Origin of the sequence: Micromonospora sagamiensis (assembly GCF_014680085.1) — a bacterium.
Classification (GTDB): domain Bacteria; phylum Actinomycetota; class Actinomycetes; order Mycobacteriales; family Micromonosporaceae; genus Micromonospora; species Micromonospora inyonensis.
This window is the reverse complement of record NZ_AP023438.1, coordinates 2,103,301-2,121,345: the sequence shown is the minus strand read 5'-3', so window position 1 is coordinate 2,121,345 and position 18,045 is coordinate 2,103,301. Positions and strand designations below refer to the sequence as shown.

Sequence of the window (18,045 nt, the reverse complement as noted above, 5' to 3'; positions counted from 1 at the left end):
TCCCGCCGAACCATCAACCGAGCTGACTTGATGTGAGGGATAACCAAGTGCTCGACGTCAACTTCTTCGACGAGCTGCGCATCGGCCTCGCCACCGCCGACGACATCCGTCAGTGGTCCCACGGCGAGGTCAAGAAGCCTGAGACGATCAACTACCGCACCCTGAAGCCGGAGAAGGACGGGCTCTTCTGCGAGAAGATCTTCGGTCCGCAGCGGGACTGGGAGTGCTACTGCGGCAAGTACAAGCGGGTCCGGTTCAAGGGCATCATCTGTGAGCGCTGCGGCGTCGAGGTGACCCGCTCCAAGGTGCGTCGTGAGCGCATGGGGCACATCGAGCTGGCCGCCCCGGTGACCCACATCTGGTACTTCAAGGGCGTGCCGAGCCGGCTGGGCTACCTGCTGGACCTCGCCCCCAAGGACCTCGAGAAGATCATCTACTTCGCCTCGTACGTGGTGACGAGCGTGGACGCCGAGTCGCGTCACCGTGACCTCTCCACCATCGAGAACGAGATCCTCGCCGAGAAGCGGCAGGCGGAGAACAGCCGCGACTCGGAGATCGAGAAGCGCGCCGCCAAGCTCGAGGCCGACCTGGCCGAGCTGGAGGCCGAGGGTGCCAAGGCGGACGTCCGGCGCAAGGTCAAGGAGGGCGGAGAGCGCGAGATGCGCCAGATCCGCGACCGGGCCCAGCGCGAGATCGACCGTCTGGACGAGGTGCTCGACACCTTCCGCAAGCTGGAGCCGAAGCAGCTGGTCACCGACGAGCTGCTCTACCGCGAGCTGCGGGACCGGTTCGGTGAGTACTTCACCGGCGGCATGGGTGCCGAGGCGATCAAGGCGCTGGTCCAGAACATGGACCTCGACGCCGAGGCGGAGAACCTCCGCGAGATCATCCGCTCCGGCAAGGGGCAGCGGAAGATCCGGGCGCTCAAGCGGCTCAAGGTGGTCGCCGCGTTCCTGAACACCCGCAACTCGCCGCTCGGCATGGTGCTCGACTGCGTCCCGGTGATCCCGCCGGACCTGCGGCCGATGGTGCAGCTCGACGGTGGCCGCTTCGCGACCTCCGACCTGAACGACCTGTACCGCCGGGTGATCAACCGGAACAACCGCCTCAAGCGACTGATCGACCTCGGCGCGCCCGAGATCATCGTCAACAACGAGAAGCGGATGCTCCAGGAGGCCGTCGACGCGCTGTTCGACAACGGCCGTCGTGGCCGTCCGGTCACCGGCCCGGGTAACCGACCGCTGAAGTCGCTCTCCGACATGCTCAAGGGCAAGCAGGGCCGGTTCCGGCAGAACCTGCTCGGCAAGCGGGTCGACTACTCCGGCCGTTCCGTCATCGTCGTCGGCCCGAAGCTGAAGCTGCACCAGTGCGGCCTGCCCAAGCAGATGGCGCTGGAGCTGTTCAAGCCGTTCGTGATGAAGCGGCTGGTCGACCTCAACCACGCGCAGAACATCAAGTCCGCCAAGCGGATGGTCGAGCGGCAGCGCCCGGTCGTGTGGGACGTGCTGGAAGAGGTCATCGGCGAGCACCCGGTGCTGCTCAACCGGGCGCCCACCCTGCACCGGCTGGGCATCCAGGCGTTCGAGCCGCAGCTGGTCGAGGGCAAGGCGATCCAGATCCACCCGCTGGTCTGCACCGCCTTCAACGCCGACTTCGACGGTGACCAGATGGCGGTGCACGTGCCGCTCTCCGCCGAGGCTCAGGCCGAGGCGCGGATCCTGATGCTCTCGTCGAACAACATCCTCAAGCCGGCCGACGGCAAGCCGGTGACCATGCCCACCCAGGACATGATCATCGGTCTGTACCACCTCACCCATTTCACCCCGGGTGGCAAGGGCGAGGGCCGGGCGTTCAGCTCGGACGCCGAGGCGCGGATGGCCTTCGACAACGGCGAGCTGCACCTCCAGTCGCCGGTGCGGATCCGGCTGCGCGGCATCACCGGTGTCGACAACGGCGCCGGGGCCGAGCCGTGGGTCGCGCCGGAGGGCTGGGTCGAGGGCGAGCCGCTGATCGTCGAGACCACCCTCGGGCGGGTGCTGTTCAACGAGACCATGCCGGTCGGCTACCGCTTCGTGAACTACGAGGTGCGCAAGGGGCAGCTCTCCGCGATCGTCAACGACCTCGCCGAGCGGTTCCCGAAGGTGGCCCTCGCGGCCACCCTGGACGGGCTCAAGGAGGCCGGTTTCCACTGGGCCACCTGGTCCGGTGTGACCATCGGCATGGAGGACGTCGTCACCCCGCCGAGCAAGCGGGAGATCCTGGCCCGGTACGAGAAGGAAGCCGACCGGATCGACAAGCAGTACCAGCGTGGTCTCATGACCGGTGAGGAGCGCCGCGGCGAGCTCATCGAGATCTGGACCAAGGCCACCAACGAGGTCGCCAAGAACCTGGAGAACTCGCTGCCCCGGGAGAACCCGCTGTGGAAGATGATCCACTCGGGCGCCCGCGGTAACCTGCTCCAGCTCCGGCAGATCGCCGCGATCCGTGGCCTGGTGGCCAACCCGAAGGGCGAGATCATCCCCCGGCCGATCAAGTCGAGCTACCGGGAGGGTCTGTCCGTACTGGAGTACTTCATCTCCACGCACGGCGCCCGGAAGGGCCTCGCGGACACCGCGCTGCGGACCGCCGACTCGGGTTACCTGACCCGTCGTCTGGTGGACGTGTCGCAGGACGTCATCATCCGCGAGGAGGACTGCGGCACCGACCGGGCGATCCCGATGCAGATCGGCGAGCGGATCGACGGCAAGCTGGTGGTGCACGAGCACGCCGAGACCGGCGTGCACGCCCGGACCCTGGCCGACGACATCAAGGGGCCGGACGGCACCATCGTCGTCGAGCGGGGCGCGGACCTGAACTCGATCCTGGTCGACAAGATCGTCGCGGCCGGGGTGGAGCAGGTCCGGGTGCGCAGCGTGCTGACCTGTGAGTCGAAGCTGGGCGTCTGCGGTGCCTGCTACGGCCGCTCGCTGCCGACCGGCAAGACCGTGGACATCGGCGAGGCCGTCGGCATCATCGCCGCCCAGTCCATCGGTGAGCCGGGTACGCAGCTCACGATGCGTACCTTCCACACCGGTGGTGTCGCGGGTGAGGACATCACCCAGGGTCTGCCGCGTGTCACGGAGATCTTCGAGGCCCGGGTCCCGAAGGGCAAGGCGCCGATCGCCGACACCCCCGGCCGGATCCGGATCGAGGACGGCGAGCGCTCGCGGAAGATCATCGTGGTGCCGGACGACGGCAGCGACGAGATCGTCTACGACAAGATCTCGAAGCGGGTCCGGCTGCGTCCGGGCGTCCACGACGGGGCGCACGTCGAGGTCGGCGAGAAGCTCACCGAGGGCACCATCGACCCGCACGAGCTGCTGCGCATCCTCGGCCCGCGCGCGGTCCAGGTCCACCTGACCCAGGAGGTCCAGGAGGTCTACCGCTCGCAGGGTGTGCTCATCCACGACAAGCACATCGAGATCATCATCCGCCAGATGCTCAAGCGGGTGACGGTCATCGACTCCGGCTCGACGGAGTTCCTGCCGGGTGTGCTGGTCGACCGGGCGCTGTTCGAGTCGGAGAACCGCCGACTCGTCTCCGAGGGCGGCGAGCCCGCCGCCGGCCGTCCGGTGCTGATGGGTATCACCAAGGCGTCGCTGGCCACCGACTCGTGGCTGTCGGCGGCCTCCTTCCAGGAGACCACCCGGGTGCTGACGGACGCGGCGATCCACGCCCGCAGCGACTCGCTGATCGGCCTGAAGGAGAACGTGATCATCGGTAAGCTCATCCCGGCCGGTACGGGCATCAGCAAGTACCGCAACGTCCGGGTCGAGCCGACCGAGGAGGCGAAGGCCAAGGTCTACTCGATGACCGGCTACCCGGAGACCGACTACGGCTTCGGGCCGGCCAGCGGCCAGGCGGTGCCGCTGGACGACTTCGACTTCGGGTCGTACCGCTAAGTAGTGCCCTGACGAGGCCCCCGGCAGCGCGCCGGGGGCCTCGTCGCGTGTCGGGCTCGGCCCTCCGCCGACACCCCGACGGCCGGGCCGGGGCATGATGGAGGGCATGACGACGGCGCCCGGGCAGCCACCCGCCGTGCGTCAGGGCCTGCGCCATCCGCTCGACCCTGACCCGGCCCGCTCGACGAAGGCCCGGGCGGTGTTCGCCCTCGGGCTGGTCGCCGCACTGACCGGTCTCTTCGTCGGCGGTGTCGTACCGGCGACCGTGGCGCTCCAGCTCTCCCGGCAGGCGCGCCGGGAGGCGTACGCCTCGGGGGGTTTCCTGACCGGTGCGGCCTGGCTGCGCCAGGGGGAGCGGCTGGCCTGGATCGGTCTGGGTCTGGCCACGGTCACCGTGGTGCTCGCCGTGGTGTACGGCGTGGTCCGGCTCGCGGAGGCGCCCTACACCCAGGACTTCGCTCCGAACGTCAACTGACCCGGGCGTGCCGGGCGGTGCCCCGGCGGTAGCCTGACCCCGGTACCCGCCGCGCGGCGGTGGCCGGTGCCCGTCGACAGGAGGACCCAGTGACCGAACCGGTGCGGCCGTCGGCGGACGCCCCGGCGCAGCCGGCGGTGCCCCCGGAGCCTGGCCAGTTCACCAGCCCGGCACCGCCCTTGGCGGCACCGGCACCGTTCCCGGCCCCGCCCCCGTTCCCGTCACCGGCCCCGGAGCCGGAATCGCCGGCCGGCGCCGCTGCGGCGACCGATGCCCAGCCGACGGGCTCGTCGACCCCGACCGGCCAGCCGACGACAAGCGCCGGTCCGTCGGATGCACCCACCGGGCAGCCGGGGGTGCCGGTGGGTCCCTCGGAGTCGCCCACCGCGCAGCCGGGGGTGCCCGCCGGCCTGTCGGAGTCGCCCACCGCGCAGCCGGCGACCGCGGGTCGGCCGCCGCAGCCGCCCGCGCCGGGATCGGTGGTCGCGGCACCGGGCCCGGGGGGCGGCGGGCCGGTCCTGCCGCCGGGTCACGGTGGCTTTCCGCTGCGGCCCGACGGCCGGCCCGTGCCGCCTCCGCCCCGGGAGGCGGTGCTGCCGCCGAAGCGGATCGACCCCGTCCCCGGTACGCCGTTCGGCGTGGCGCACCTGGAGGTGCCGCCGATCACCTCCGGCCTCGCGGTGGGCTCGCTGGTGGCCGGCATCATCTCGGTCCTGGTCTCCCTGGTGGTCGGCTGCTTCGGCCTGGCCGGCGCCGCTGCGGGCTGGGGGGCCTGGGCGGCCGGAGCGTTCACCCTGCTGGGCGTCCTCACCGGGGCCGGTGCGGTGGTGGCCGGCCTGCTCGGCACTCGGCAGATCCGCCGGCCGGCGGTGCCGCCGGCGGTTCGGTTCACCGGTCGGGGACTGGCCGTCGCGGGGATCAGCTGCGGTGCGGCCGGGTTGGCGCTCTGCCTGCTCGGGCTGGGTGCGGCGGTACTCCTCCAGTTCGCCTGAGGCTGGCCCGGGGTCGCCGGGCCGGGACACGGGGTAGCCGTTACACTTGTAACTCGTAGATGCCCGACGCGGACGGGCGGGTCGATCGGAAGCCGGGAGAGCGGGTTACGCATTCCTACCGGACCACCCCGTTTTGACCTGCACGCTTGTGGTGGGTAGTCTTCCCCCTTGTGCCCGGCCAGCCCGGGCGACTCGTGTGTGCGCTGGATCCGGCGACTCAGTCGCCGAGCAGCATCACCACACAGCCACAACACCTGGCGAACGGGCGACCGTGTGCCAGGGACAGACCCGGTGCGGCGTACGCGTCGGCACCGGAAACCGTGAGCTGGGCGACACGCCCGACCGCGGGTGCCGGGACCTCCGTGAGGTGGCCCTGGTCGGAATGTAGGAGAGTCGTTCATCAGGACGGCTACGAGCAGACGGCGCGGCCGCGTGAAGCGGCCGAAGGGAGCGGAGAAACCCGGTGCCCACGATCCAGCAGCTGGTCCGCAAGGGCCGCCAGGCCAAGACGAGTAAGACCAAGACCCCGGCGCTGAAGGGTTCCCCCCAGCGTCGTGGCGTGTGCACCCGCGTGTACACCACCACCCCCAAGAAGCCGAACTCGGCGCTGCGCAAGGTCGCTCGTGTCAAGCTCAGCAGCCAGATCGAGGTGACCGCCTACATCCCGGGCGTGGGTCACAACCTGCAGGAGCACTCGATCGTGCTCGTCCGTGGTGGCCGGGTGAAGGACCTCCCCGGCGTGCGGTACAAGATCGTTCGCGGTTCGCTGGACACCCAGGGTGTCCGGAACCGCAAGCAGGCGCGCAGCCGCTACGGCGCGAAGAAGGAGAAGAGCTGAGATGCCGCGTAAGGGACCCGCTCCGCGGCGGCCGCTGGTCGCTGACCCGGTGTACAACTCGCCGCTGGTCACCCAGCTCGTGAACAAGATCCTGCTGCGCGGCAAGCGCCAGCTCGCCGAGCGCATCGTGTACGCGGCCCTGGAGGGCTGCCGCGAGAAGTCCGGCACCGACCCCGTCGTCACCCTCAAGCGGGCGATGGACAACGTCAAGCCGACCCTCGAGGTGCGCAGCCGCCGGGTCGGTGGCGCCACCTACCAGGTCCCGGTGGAGGTGCGGCCGGCGCGGGCGACCACGCTCGGGCTGCGCTGGCTGGTGACCTACTCCCGCGCGCGGCGTGAGAAGACCATGGTCGAGCGGCTGATGAACGAGCTGCTGGACGCCAGCAACGGCCTCGGCGCCGCCGTCAAGCGGCGTGAGGACACGCACAAGATGGCCGAGTCGAACAAGGCCTTCGCGCACTACCGCTGGTAACACATCGGGTTCCGGTGCCCTCCGGGGCACCGGAACCGCCACCAGTTGAGTCGAGACGACGATAAGTAGGGATTGAAGTGGCCGCCGCAGACGCGCTCGCCAACGTACGCAACATCGGCATCATGGCGCACATCGATGCCGGTAAGACCACGACCACCGAGCGGATCCTGTTCTACACCGGCATCACGTACAAGATCGGTGAGGTCCACGAGGGCGCTGCCGTCATGGACTGGATGGAGCAGGAGCAGGAGCGGGGGATCACCATCACCTCCGCCGCCACCAAGTGTGAGTGGAAGGGCCACACGATCCAGATCATCGACACGCCCGGCCACGTCGACTTCACGGTCGAGGTCGAGCGGTCGTTGCGTGTGCTGGACGGTGCGGTGGCTGTCTACGACGGTGTCGCCGGCGTGGAGCCCCAGACGGAGAACGTCTGGCGCCAGGCCGACAAGTACAACGTCCCCCGGATGTGCTTCGTCAACAAGCTCGACCGGACTGGTGCCGACTTCTTCCGCTGCGTGCAGATGATGATCGACCGGCTCAACGCCACTCCGCTGGTGCTCCAGATCCCGATCGGCGCCGAGAGTGACTTCATCGGCGTGGTCGACCTGGTCGAGATGCGTGCCCTCACCTGGCGCGGGGAGACCCAGAAGGGCGAGGACTACGCGATCGAGGAGATCCCGGCCGACCTGGTCGACTCCGCGGCCGAGTGGCGCGAGAAGCTGATGGAGACCCTGGCCGACGTCGACGACGCGGTGATGGAGAAGTACCTGGAGGGCGAGGAGATCTCCGTCGAGGAGGTCAAGGCCGCCATCCGCCGGGCCACCATCGCCGGTAAGGCCAACCCGGTCCTCACCGGTACCGCCTTCAAGAACAAGGGCATCCAGCCGATGCTCGACGCGGTGGTCGCCTACCTGCCGTCGCCGCTGGACATCCCGGCCATCGAGGGCACCGCGACCGACGGCGAGACCCCGTTGCAGCGGAAGCCGTCGAAGTCGGAGCCGTTCTCCGCGCTGGCCTTCAAGATCCAGACGGACAAGCACCTCGGCAAGCTCACCTACGTGCGGATCTACTCCGGCACGCTCGAGTCCGGCTCCCAGGTGGTCAACTCCACCAAGGACCGCAAGGAGCGGATCGGCAAGATCTACCAGATGCACGCCAACAAGCGGGAAGAGCGCAGCTCGGCCCAGGCTGGCGACATCATCGCGGTGCAGGGTCTGAAGCAGACCACCACCGGTGACACGCTGTGCGACCCGGCGAACCCGGTCATCCTGGAGTCGATGACCTTCCCGGAGCCGGTCATCGAGGTCGCCATCGAGCCGAAGACCAAGGCCGACCAGGAGAAGCTCAGCACCGCCATCCAGCGGCTCGCCGAGGAGGACCCGACCTTCCGCGTGAAGCTGGACGACCAGACCGGTCAGACGGTCATCTCCGGCATGGGCGAGCTGCACCTGGACATCCTGGTCGACCGGATGCGCCGCGAGTTCAACGTCGAGGCCAACATCGGCAAGCCGCAGGTGGCGTACCGTGAGACCATCCGCCGCAAGGTGGAGAAGATCGAGTACACCCACAAGAAGCAGACCGGTGGTTCCGGCCAGTACGCCCGCGTGATCATCAGCGTGGAGCCGCTGCCGCTGGGCAACGACGCGCCGACCTACGAGTTCGCCAACGCGGTGACCGGTGGCCGCATCCCCCGGGAGTTCATCCCCTCGGTGGACGCGGGTGCGCAGGACGCCATGCAGTACGGCATCCTCGCCGGCTTCCCGCTGGTGGGCGTCAAGCTCACCCTGGTGGACGGCCAGTACCACGAGGTCGACTCGTCGGAAATGGCATTCAAGATCGCCGGCTCGATGGCGATGAAGGAGGCGGCCCGCAAGGCCGACCCCGCTCTCCTCGAGCCGATGATGGCCGTTGAGGTCACCACTCCTGAGGAGAACATGGGTGACGTCATCGGCGACCTCAACTCCCGTCGTGGCATCATCCAGGCGATGGAGGAGCGCGGCGGTGCCCGCGTCGTCCGCGCCCTGGTGCCGCTGTCGGAGATGTTCGGCTACGTCGGCGACCTGCGGTCGAAGACCCAGGGCCGGGCTAGCTACAGCATGCAGTTCGACTCCTACGCCGAGGTTCCGACCAACGTGGCGAAGGAGATCATCGCGAAGGCCACGGGCGAGTAGTTTCTCGCCTGCGGCCTCCGCGGGGCTGCATGAGACCGGGCCTGTAGGCTTCATCGCCGCAAGTCCCACAAGCTCTCCGACCGTCTGGTCGGAAAGGCTGTCGACAGAGTCCTAAGCGCCGAATGGCGCGCCGGGCGTACGAACCAAGAAGTCCACAGGAGGACACCAGTGGCGAAGGCGAAGTTCGAGCGGACTAAGCCGCACGTCAACATCGGCACCATTGGTCACATCGACCACGGTAAGACGACGCTGACGGCGGCCATCACCAAGGTCCTGCACGACCAGTACCCCGACCTGAACCCCTACACGCCGTTCGACGAGATCGACAAGGCGCCGGAGGAGAAGGCCCGCGGTATCACCATCTCCATCGCGCACGTCGAGTACCAGACCGAGAACCGGCACTACGCGCACGTCGACTGCCCCGGGCACGCCGACTACATCAAGAACATGATCACCGGTGCCGCGCAGATGGACGGCGCGATCCTGGTGGTGGCGGCGACCGACGGTCCGATGCCGCAGACCCGCGAGCACGTGCTGCTGGCCCGCCAGGTCGGCGTGCCGTACATCGTCGTGGCGCTCAACAAGAGCGACATGGTCGACGACGAGGAGCTCCTGGAGCTCGTCGAGCTCGAGGTCCGTGAGCTGCTCTCGAACCAGGAGTACCCGGGCGACGACCTGCCGGTGGTCCGGGTCTCGGCGCTGAAGGCCCTCGAGGGTGACCCCGAGTGGACCCAGCGTCTGCTCGACCTGATGAGCGCTGTCGACACCGCGATCCCGCAGCCGGAGCGCGAGACCGAGAAGCCGTTCCTCATGCCGATCGAGGACGTCTTCACGATCACCGGTCGTGGCACCGTCGTCACCGGTCGCGCCGAGCGTGGCGTTCTCAAGCCGAACGAGGAGGTGGAGATCGTCGGCATCAAGGAGAAGTCGATGAAGACGGTCTGCACCGGCATCGAGATGTTCCGCAAGCTGCTCGACGAGGCCCGCGCGGGCGAGAACGTCGGTCTGCTGCTGCGGGGTATCAAGCGCGAGGACGTCGAGCGCGGCATGGTGGTCGTCAAGCCGGGCACCTCGACCCCGCACACGGAGTTCGAGGCGACCGTCTACATCCTCTCCAAGGAGGAGGGCGGCCGGCACACCCCGTTCTTCCAGAACTACCGTCCGCAGTTCTACTTCCGGACCACGGACGTCACCGGTGTCGTCACGCTGCCCGAGGGCACCGAGATGGTCATGCCGGGCGACAACACCACGATGACCGTGAAGCTGATCCAGCCCATCGCGATGGAGGACAACCTCAAGTTCGCGATCCGGGAGGGTGGCCGTACGGTCGGCGCTGGTCGCGTCACCAAGATCATCAAGTGAGCTGGGTAACCCCGATTAGACCCGCCGCCGGTCGTGCGGCATACTAGTCAGGTTGCGTAACGACAGTTCGTCGCCTGCGTTCGGATTTCGCCGAACCTCCGGGTGAGAGAACAGTCGGGCGTAGGGTGGTTGGCGGCAGGCCGCCAACCACCCTCGCACGGCGTTCAGGTCGCGGTAGTGCGATCGGCGCCTTGACCCACCGTGCGGTCAGTATCGCTCCGGCATCCCGGGGCGGAGCCTGGCCCGAGGGCGCGACACGCCCGACCGCGGGGGTCGGCGGAAGTGGGCCTGTGCCAGCCGGTGCAGGCGCCCGCAACACAGCGGCATCGAGAGAAGGAACAGAAGCCACCATGGCGGGACAGAAGATCCGCATCCGGCTCAAGGCCTATGACCACGAGGTCGTCGACTCCTCGGCTCGGAAGATCGTCGAGACGGTGACGCGCACCGGGGCGCAGGTCGCGGGCCCGGTGCCGCTGCCCACGGAGATCAACCGTTTCTGCGTTATCCGCTCGCCGCACAAGTACAAGGACTCGCGCGAGCACTTCGAGATGCGCACGCACAAGCGGCTGATCGACATCATCGACCCGACCCCCAAGACGGTCGACTCGCTCATGCGCCTCGACCTGCCGGCTGGCGTCGACATCGAGATCAAGCTGTAGGGACCGGACAAATGGACAGGCAAGTAAAGGGGATCCTGGGCGCAAAGCTCGGCATGACCCAGGTCTGGGACAACAACAAGGTTGTTCCGGTGACCGTGGTGCAGGCCGGCCCGTGCGTCGTCAGCCAGGTTCGTAGCGCCGAGAAGGACGGTTACTCCGCGATCCAGCTGGCCTACGGCGCGATCGACCCGCGCAAGGTCAAGAAGCCGGTCAGCGGACACTACGCGAAGGCCGATGTGGCACCGCGCCGGCACATCGTCGAGCTGCGCACCACGGACGCCGGCGAGTACTCCCTCGGCCAGGAGGTCACCGTCTCCGAGTTCGCCCCCGGCGTCTCGATCGACGTGACCGGCAAGACCAAGGGCAAGGGCTACGCCGGTCCGATGAAGCGGCACGGCTTCCACGGTCTGCGGGCCAGCCACGGTGTCGAGCGCAAGCACCGCTCGCCCGGCTCGATCGGCGCCTGCGCCACCCCGGGTCGCGTCTTCAAGGGCACCCGGATGGCCGGCCGGATGGGTGGCGTGCGCTACACCGTCCAGAACCTGACCGTCCAGGCGGTCGACACCGAGAACAACCTCCTGCTCGTCCGTGGCGCCATTCCCGGCCCCAAGGGCGCGCTGGTCCTGGTTCGTACCGCGGCCAAGGCCAAGGTGAAGAAGGGCGGTGTGGCGAAGTGACCACGGTTGACGTGCTCACCGTCGACGGCACCAAGAAGGGCTCCGTCGAGCTGCCGGCCGACATCTTCGACGTGCAGGCCAACGTGGCGCTGATGCACCAGGTCGTGGTGGCCCAGCTTGCGGCCGCCCGCCAGGGCACCCACAAGGTCAAGACTCGCGGCGAGGTCTCCGGTGGAGGCAAGAAGCCGTACAAGCAGAAGGGCACCGGCCGGGCCCGCCAGGGTTCGACCCGGGCGCCGCAGTTCGCCGGTGGTGGCGTCGTGCACGGCCCCGTCCCGCGCGACTACAGCCAGCGGACCCCCAAGAAGATGAAGGCCGCCGCGCTGCGGGGTGCCCTCTCCGACCGGGCCCGCGCCGGCCAGGTGCACGTCGTCGAGGCCTTCGTCTCCGGCGAGAAGCCGTCCACCAAGGCGGCCCTGGCCACGCTGGCGAAGCTGACCGAGGCCCGTCGGGTCCTGGTCGTGCTGACCAGCACCGACGAGCTGAACTGGGTGTCGCTGCGCAACGAGCCGCGGGTGCACCTGATCGAGGCTGGCCAGCTCAACACGTACGACGTGCTGGTGGCCGACGACGTGGTCTTCACCAAGGACGCCCTGGACGAGTTCCTCGGCGTGCCCGCCGAGACCACCGAGGAGGGTGGCAAGTGAGCACGATCGCCGACCCGCGCGACATCATCGTGGCGCCGGTCGTCTCGGAGAAGAGCTACAGCGAGCTGAACCGCAACTGGTACACCTTCCTGGTGCACCCGGACGCGAACAAGACCGAGATCAAGATCGCTATCCAGCAGATCTTCAACGTCCGCGTCCTGACGGTCAACACGCTCAACCGCGAGGGCAAGCGCAAGCGGACCAAGACTGGGTTCGGCCAGCGCAAGGCCACCAAGCGCGCGATGGTGAAGCTGGCTGACGGTGACCGTATCGAGGCCTTCGGCGGCCCGGTCAGCTGAGGGGTGTAGACAATGGCTATCCGTAAGTACAAGCCGACGACGCCGGGCCGGCGTGGTTCCAGCGTCGCCGACTTCGCCGAGATCACCCGGTCGACCCCGGAGAAGTCGCTGCTGGCTCCGCTGCCGAAGAAGGGCGGTCGCAACGCCCACGGCCGGATCACCGCCCGGCACCAGGGCGGCGGCCACAAGCGCCAGTACCGTCTGATCGACTTCAAGCGGGTCGACAAGGACGGCGTGCCGGCGAAGGTCGCCCACATCGAGTACGACCCGAACCGCACCGCGCGCATCGCGCTGCTGCACTACGCCGACGGCGAGAAGCGCTACATCCTCGCGCCGAAGGACCTGAAGCAGGGCGACGCCGTCGAGTCGGGCCCGGGCGCGGACATCAAGCCGGGCAACAACCTGCCGCTGCGGAACATCCCGGTGGGTACCACCATCCACAGCGTGGAGCTGCGTCCGGGTGGCGGTGCCAAGCTGGCCCGTTCGGCCGGCGTCGGCATCCAGCTGCTCGGCCGGGAGGGCGCGTACGCCACCCTCCGGATGCCGTCCGGCGAGATCCGGCGGGTCGACGTCCGCTGCCGCGCGAGCGTCGGCGAGATCGGCAACGCCGACCAGTCGAACATCAACTGGGGCAAGGCCGGCCGGATGCGGTGGAAGGGCAAGCGTCCCACCGTCCGTGGTGTGGCGATGAACCCGGTGGACCACCCGCACGGTGGTGGTGAGGGTAAGACCTCCGGTGGTCGCCACCCGGTCAACCCGCAGGGTAAGCCCGAGGGCCGTACCCGCCGTAAGGGCCAGCCGAGCGACCGGCTGATCGTCCGCCGCCGCTACGCCACGCGTAAGCGCGGCTGAGGGAGATAGAAGATGCCTCGCAGCCTGAAGAAGGGCCCGTTCATCGACGACCACCTGCTCAAGAAGGTGGAAGTGCAGAACGAGAAGGGCTCCAAGAACGTCATCAAGACCTGGTCGCGGCGCTCGACGATCATCCCGGAGATGCTCGGGCACACGATCGCCGTGCACGACGGACGCAAGCACGTCCCGGTGTTCGTCACCGAGGCGATGGTCGGGCACAAGCTCGGCGAGTTCGCGCTGACCCGCACGTTCAAGGGTCACGAGAAGGACGACCGCAAGAGCCGCCGCCGCTAGGCGAGCCACGGATAGAGGAACAAGGGGTTACAGCGATGCCAGGAAAGGGCGACGCTCCGGTGCTTCCGGGCGCGCGGGCGATTGCGCGACACGTGCGCATCTCGCCGATGAAGGCGCGCCGGGTGGTCAACCTCGTCCGCGGCCTGCCCGCGAAGGAGGCGCTCACGGTGCTGCAGTTCGCGCCGCAGGCTGCGAGCGAGCAGGTGTACAAGGTGCTCGCCAGCGCGATCGCCAACGCGGAGAACAACGAGCGGCTGGACCCCGACGCGCTGCTCGTCAGCGAGGCGTTCGTCGACGAGGGCCCGACCATGAAGCGGTTCCGGCCGCGGGCGCAGGGCCGGGCGTACCGGATCCGCAAGCGCACGTGCCACATCACTGTGGCGGTCGAGGCGGTCGCGCCGGCCGCGCCGAAGAAGTCCGCGGCGGCGAAGAAGTCGGCCCCGGCGAAGCAGGCCGAGCCGACTGAGACGCAGAGCAAGACGGAGGGCGCCGAGTAATGGGTCAGAAGGTTCACCCGCACGGGTTCCGGCTCGGCATCTCGACCGACTGGAAGTCCCGCTGGTTCGCGGACAAGCTCTACAAGGACTACATCGGCGAGGACGTCAAGATCCGCCGCATGATGTCCAAGGGGCTGGAGCGGGCCGGCATCTCCAAGGTCGACATCGAGCGGACCCGTGACCGGGTCCGGGTCGACATCCACACCGCCCGTCCGGGCATCGTCATCGGTCGTAAGGGTGCCGAGGCGGACCGGATCCGTGGCGAGCTGGAGAAGCTCACCGGCAAGCAGGTGCAGCTCAACATCATCGAGGTGAAGAGCCCCGAGTCGGACGCGCAGCTCGTCGCGCAGGGCGTGGCCGAGCAGCTCTCCAGCCGGGTCAGCTTCCGTCGGGCGATGCGTAAGGCCATGCAGTCCGCGATGAAGAACCCGGTCTGCAAGGGCATCCGGGTCCAGGTCTCGGGCCGGCTCGGCGGTGCCGAGATGAGCCGGACCGAGTTCTACCGTGAGGGTCGGGTTCCGCTGCACACGCTGCGGGCCAACATCGAGTACGGCTTCTTCGAGGCCCGTACCACCTTTGGCCGGATCGGCGTGAAGGTCTGGATCTACAAGGGCGACGCGGTTCCGGGCCGGGAGGCCCCGACCGAGACCGCTCCGTCCCGCCCGCGCCGTGAGCGTGGCGACCGTCCCGACCGTCCGCGCCGTGGTCGCTCCGGTTCCGCCGGTACGACCTCCGGTGGCACCGAGGCCGGCCGGGCCGCCGCGACCACCGTCGCGCAGCAGGCCGAGACGCCGAGTGGCGAGCCGGTGGACGCTGGTGCTGTCGCCGCGGCCGCCGCTTCGCCGGCAGAAACGCAGCAGGAGGGCTGACAGATGCTGATGCCGCGCAAGCCCCCGAAGGGCTTCCGCAAGCCGCACCACCCGGACCGCAGCGGCGCGTCCAAGGGTGGTAACCGGGTGGTGTTCGGCGAGTTCGGGATCCAGGCTCTCGAGCCGGCGTACGTCACGAACCGGCAGATCGAGTCGGCTCGTATCGCGATGACCCGTCACATCAAGCGTGGCGGCAAGGTCTGGATCACGATCTTCCCGGACCAGGCGCTGACCAAGAAGCCGGCGGAAACCCGGATGGGTTCCGGCAAGGGTTCGCCCGAGTGGTGGGTGGCCAACGTGAAGCCGGGGCGGGTTCTCTTCGAGATGTCCTTCCCCAACGAGCAGATCGCGCGAGAGGCGATGCGTCGCGCGATCCACAAGCTCCCGATGAAGTGCCGCATTGTGACGCGCGAAGTGGGTGAATCCTGATGGCAGCGGGCGTTAAGGCCGCCGAGCTGCGTGAGCTCTCCGACGAGGAGCTGGTCACGAAGCTGCGGGAGGCCAAGGCGGAGCTGTTCAACCTCCGCGTTCAGGCCGCCACCGGTCAGCTCGACAACAACCGGCGGCTCCAGGTCATCCGTCGGGAGATCGCCCGGATCTACACGATCATGCGTGAGCGCGAGCTGGGGCTCTCGGCCGCGCCGACTGAGGTGACTGCATCATGAGCGAGACCGAGAACACCACCGCCACCGTGCGGGCGCGCCGTAAGGTCCGTGAGGGCCTCGTGGTCAGCGACAAGATGGACAAGACCGTCGTCGTCGAGGTCGAGGACCGGGTCAAGCACGCGCTGTACGGCAAGATCATGCGCCGGACCAGCAAGCTGAAGGTGCACGACGAGCAGAACGCCGCCGGTATCGGCGACCGCGTTCTGATCATGGAGACCCGGCCGCTGTCGGCCACCAAGCGGTGGCGGATCGTGGAAATCCTGGAAAAGGCCAAGTAGCGAAGGCTCGAGCTCGCCCGGCGTCAGTCGGGCGCAGGTTCCGCCAGGCTCCGGCCGCCTCGCCGCGGCCGGAGAACCGGCAGACATAGGAGATAGACGTGATTCAGCAGGAGTCGCGACTGCGCGTCGCCGACAACACGGGTGCCCGGGAGATCCTGTGCATCCGGGTTCTCGGTGGCTCCGGTCGGCGCTACGCGAGCATCGGCGACGTCATCGTGGCCACCGTCAAGGACGCGATCCCGGGTGCCGGTGTGAAGAAGGGCGACGTCGTCAAGGCCGTCGTCGTTCGCACCGCCAAGGAGCGGCGGCGGCCGGACGGCTCGTACATCCGCTTCGACGAGAACGCCGCCGTCATCATCAAGGACGGTGGGGACCCGCGCGGTACCCGTATCTTCGGCCCGGTCGGTCGGGAGCTGCGGGACAAGCGGTTCATGAAGATCATTTCCCTCGCGCCGGAGGTGTTGTGACCGTGAAGGTCAAGAAGGGCGACACGGTCGTCGTCATCGCCGGCAAGGACAAGGGTGCCAAGGGCAAGGTCATCGCGGCCTACCCGCGGCAGGACAAGGTCCTGGTCGAGGGCGTGAACCGGGTCAAGAAGCACACCCGCATCCGCACCACCCAGCGTGGCGCCAAGACCGGTGGCATCGTCACCCAGGAGGCCCCGATCCACGTTTCCAACGTGCAGGTCCTGGACTCCGAGGGGAAGCCGACCCGTATCGGGTACCGGATCGACGACAACGGCCAGAAGGTCCGCATCGCGCGTAGCACCGGTAAGGACCTGTGATGACCACGGCTACCGAAACCAAGACCCTGCCGCGCCTCAAGGAGCGGTACCGCAACGAGATCGTGGCCAAGCTGCAGGAGCAGCACAACTTCGCGAACCCCATGCAGGTTCCGCGGTTGGTCAAGATCGTCGTCAACATGGGTGTGGGCGAGGCCGCCCGCGACGCCAAGCTGATCGACGGCGCGGTCCGCGACCTGGCCACGATCACCGGCCAGAAGCCGCAGGTGCGGCGGGCCACCAAGTCCATCGCGCAGTTCAAGCTCCGCGAGGGCATGCCGATCGGCGCGAAGGTCACCCTGCGCGGCGACCGGATGTGGGAGTTCCTGGACCGGCTGCTCTCCATCGCGCTGCCGCGTATCCGGGACTTCCGCGGTCTGGACGGGCGCAAGCTCGACGGGCACGGCAACTACACGTTCGGTCTGACCGAGCAGTCGGTGTTCCACGAGATCGACCAGGACAAGATCGATCGCCAGCGGGGCATGGACATCACGGTGGTCACGACCGCCACGACCGACGACGAGGGCCGGGCGCTGCTCAAGCTCCTGGGCTTCCCGTTCAAGGAGAACTGAGATGGCCAAGAAGGCGCTGATTCTCAAGGCGGCCGCGAAGCCGAAGTTCTCGGTTCGCGCGTACACCCGCTGCCAGCGGTGCGGGCGTCCGAAGGCGGTCTACCGCAAGTTCGGTCTCTGCCGGGTGTGCATCCGGGAGATGGCCCACCGCGGTGAGCTGCCCGGCGTGTCCAAGGCTTCCTGGTAATAGCCCGGCGCGCTCCGCGCGTCAGCTGCACTGTCTCTTCGCCGTAGGCCCTGGGTGTACCCGCGGGAACCCCGGCGAGAAAGGTAGACGAAATCCATGACGATGACCGACCCGATCGCAGACATGCTCACGCGTCTGCGTAACGCCAACCAGGCGTACCACGACCGGGTGACGATGCCCTACTCCAAGATCAAGGCGAACATCGCCGAGGTCCTGAAGGCCGAGGGTTACATCGCCACCTGGTCGGTCGAGGAGCCCGAGGAGGGCGCCGTCGGCAAGCGACTGGTCGTCGAGCTGAAGTACGGCCAGAACCGGGAGCGGAGCCTGGCCGGCATCAAGCGCGTGTCCAAGCCCGGTCTCCGGGTGTACGCCAAGTCGGATGGGCTCCCGCGGGTGCTCGGCGGCCTCGGCGTGGCGATCATTTCGACGTCCCAGGGGCTGCTCACCGACCGGCAGGCCCGCAAGCGGAGCGTTGGCGGGGAAGTCCTCGCCTTCGTCTGGTAACGGGAGACAG

23 protein-coding genes are annotated in these 18,045 nt (G+C 68.3%); all 23 read left to right on the top strand.

Annotated features, from left to right (window positions below):
* Positions 1-47: 47 nt before the first annotated feature.
* The 23 genes from IGA62_RS08865 (at position 48) to rpsH (ending at position 18,035) form a co-directional block, all read left to right on the top strand.
* Positions 48-3,941 (top strand): DNA-directed RNA polymerase subunit beta', encoded by a 3,894-nt coding sequence (locus IGA62_RS08865; RefSeq protein ID WP_145815453.1) that lies wholly within the window; start codon positions 48-50, stop codon positions 3,939-3,941.
* Between the two features lie 106 nt (positions 3,942-4,047).
* Positions 4,048-4,416 carry a hypothetical protein gene (locus IGA62_RS08860; RefSeq protein ID WP_145815454.1) on the top strand — a complete coding sequence of 123 codons (369 nt, stop codon included), beginning with the start codon at positions 4,048-4,050 and terminating at the stop codon, positions 4,414-4,416.
* 566 nt (positions 4,417-4,982) lie between these two features.
* A complete protein-coding gene (locus IGA62_RS08855) occupies positions 4,983-5,408 on the top strand; it encodes a hypothetical protein (protein ID WP_145815455.1) in 426 nt (141 codons plus the stop codon).
* Positions 5,409-5,871: 463 nt separating this feature from the next.
* Complete coding sequence (gene rpsL / locus IGA62_RS08850; RefSeq protein ID WP_014440718.1) at positions 5,872-6,246, top strand: 30S ribosomal protein S12; 375 nt, start codon at positions 5,872-5,874, stop codon at positions 6,244-6,246.
* Position 6,247: 1 nt separating this feature from the next.
* Complete coding sequence (gene rpsG / locus IGA62_RS08845) at positions 6,248-6,718, top strand: 30S ribosomal protein S7 (RefSeq protein WP_046567226.1); 471 nt, start codon at positions 6,248-6,250, stop codon at positions 6,716-6,718.
* A gap of 77 nt (positions 6,719-6,795) precedes the next feature.
* Positions 6,796-8,892: an elongation factor G gene (gene fusA, locus IGA62_RS08840; RefSeq protein ID WP_145815456.1), complete on the top strand. Its 2,097-nt coding sequence runs from the start codon at positions 6,796-6,798 to the stop codon at positions 8,890-8,892.
* A gap of 168 nt (positions 8,893-9,060) precedes the next feature.
* Positions 9,061-10,254 carry an elongation factor Tu gene (tuf, locus tag IGA62_RS08835; protein WP_145815457.1) on the top strand — a complete coding sequence of 398 codons (1,194 nt, stop codon included), beginning with the start codon at positions 9,061-9,063 and terminating at the stop codon, positions 10,252-10,254.
* 350 nt (positions 10,255-10,604) lie between these two features.
* Positions 10,605-10,913, top strand: a complete 309-nt coding sequence (rpsJ, locus tag IGA62_RS08830) for a 30S ribosomal protein S10 (protein WP_007073037.1) — start codon at positions 10,605-10,607, stop codon at positions 10,911-10,913.
* Positions 10,914-10,924: 11 nt separating this feature from the next.
* The gene (gene rplC, locus IGA62_RS08825) at positions 10,925-11,590 is read left to right on the top strand and encodes a 50S ribosomal protein L3 (protein ID WP_145815458.1); all 666 of its coding nucleotides are present in this window, start codon (positions 10,925-10,927) and stop codon (positions 11,588-11,590) included.
* Positions 11,587-12,237 (top strand): 50S ribosomal protein L4, encoded by a 651-nt coding sequence (rplD, locus tag IGA62_RS08820; RefSeq protein ID WP_145815459.1) that lies wholly within the window; start codon positions 11,587-11,589, stop codon positions 12,235-12,237. The genes rplC and rplD overlap by 4 nt, the downstream gene beginning before the upstream one ends.
* Positions 12,234-12,536, top strand: coding sequence for a 50S ribosomal protein L23 (gene rplW / locus IGA62_RS08815; RefSeq protein WP_088982052.1), 303 nt, complete (start codon positions 12,234-12,236; stop codon positions 12,534-12,536). The genes rplD and rplW overlap by 4 nt, the downstream gene beginning before the upstream one ends.
* 12 nt (positions 12,537-12,548) lie before the next feature.
* A complete protein-coding gene (gene rplB, locus IGA62_RS08810) occupies positions 12,549-13,388 on the top strand; it encodes a 50S ribosomal protein L2 (RefSeq protein ID WP_145815460.1) in 840 nt (279 codons plus the stop codon).
* A 12-nt stretch (positions 13,389-13,400) separates the two neighbouring features.
* Complete coding sequence (gene rpsS, locus IGA62_RS08805; RefSeq protein WP_020520478.1) at positions 13,401-13,682, top strand: 30S ribosomal protein S19; 282 nt, start codon at positions 13,401-13,403, stop codon at positions 13,680-13,682.
* 35 nt (positions 13,683-13,717) lie between these two features.
* Positions 13,718-14,179, top strand: coding sequence for a 50S ribosomal protein L22 (gene rplV, locus IGA62_RS08800; RefSeq protein WP_091451929.1), 462 nt, complete (start codon positions 13,718-13,720; stop codon positions 14,177-14,179).
* Entirely contained in the window at positions 14,179-15,048 is an 870-nt protein-coding gene (gene rpsC / locus IGA62_RS08795) for a 30S ribosomal protein S3 (RefSeq protein ID WP_145815461.1), read from the top strand. Before rplV ends, rpsC begins: the two co-directional genes overlap by 1 nt.
* A 3-nt stretch (positions 15,049-15,051) precedes the next feature.
* Positions 15,052-15,477: a 50S ribosomal protein L16 gene (gene rplP / locus IGA62_RS08790; RefSeq protein WP_007465292.1), complete on the top strand. Its 426-nt coding sequence runs from the start codon at positions 15,052-15,054 to the stop codon at positions 15,475-15,477.
* Positions 15,477-15,713, top strand: a complete 237-nt coding sequence (gene rpmC, locus IGA62_RS08785; RefSeq protein WP_091650250.1) for a 50S ribosomal protein L29 — start codon at positions 15,477-15,479, stop codon at positions 15,711-15,713. The genes rplP and rpmC overlap by 1 nt, the downstream gene beginning before the upstream one ends.
* Positions 15,710-15,991, top strand: a complete 282-nt coding sequence (gene rpsQ / locus IGA62_RS08780; RefSeq protein ID WP_088982057.1) for a 30S ribosomal protein S17 — start codon at positions 15,710-15,712, stop codon at positions 15,989-15,991. Before rpmC ends, rpsQ begins: the two co-directional genes overlap by 4 nt.
* Positions 15,992-16,089: 98 nt before the next feature.
* A complete protein-coding gene (gene rplN, locus IGA62_RS08775) occupies positions 16,090-16,458 on the top strand; it encodes a 50S ribosomal protein L14 (protein WP_007465279.1) in 369 nt (122 codons plus the stop codon).
* Positions 16,455-16,775 carry a 50S ribosomal protein L24 gene (gene rplX, locus IGA62_RS08770; protein ID WP_186499712.1) on the top strand — a complete coding sequence of 107 codons (321 nt, stop codon included), beginning with the start codon at positions 16,455-16,457 and terminating at the stop codon, positions 16,773-16,775. The genes rplN and rplX overlap by 4 nt, the downstream gene beginning before the upstream one ends.
* On the top strand, positions 16,775-17,344 hold the full coding sequence (rplE, locus tag IGA62_RS08765; RefSeq protein WP_145815463.1) for a 50S ribosomal protein L5: 570 nt from the start codon (positions 16,775-16,777) through the stop codon (positions 17,342-17,344). The genes rplX and rplE overlap by 1 nt, the downstream gene beginning before the upstream one ends.
* Before the next feature lies 1 nt (position 17,345).
* Positions 17,346-17,531, top strand: a complete 186-nt coding sequence (locus tag IGA62_RS08760) for a type Z 30S ribosomal protein S14 (RefSeq protein WP_007073023.1) — start codon at positions 17,346-17,348, stop codon at positions 17,529-17,531.
* 96 nt (positions 17,532-17,627) lie between these two features.
* Positions 17,628-18,035, top strand: coding sequence for a 30S ribosomal protein S8 (rpsH, locus tag IGA62_RS08755; RefSeq protein ID WP_013288624.1), 408 nt, complete (start codon positions 17,628-17,630; stop codon positions 18,033-18,035).
* The last annotated feature ends 10 nt before the right edge of the window (positions 18,036-18,045 follow it).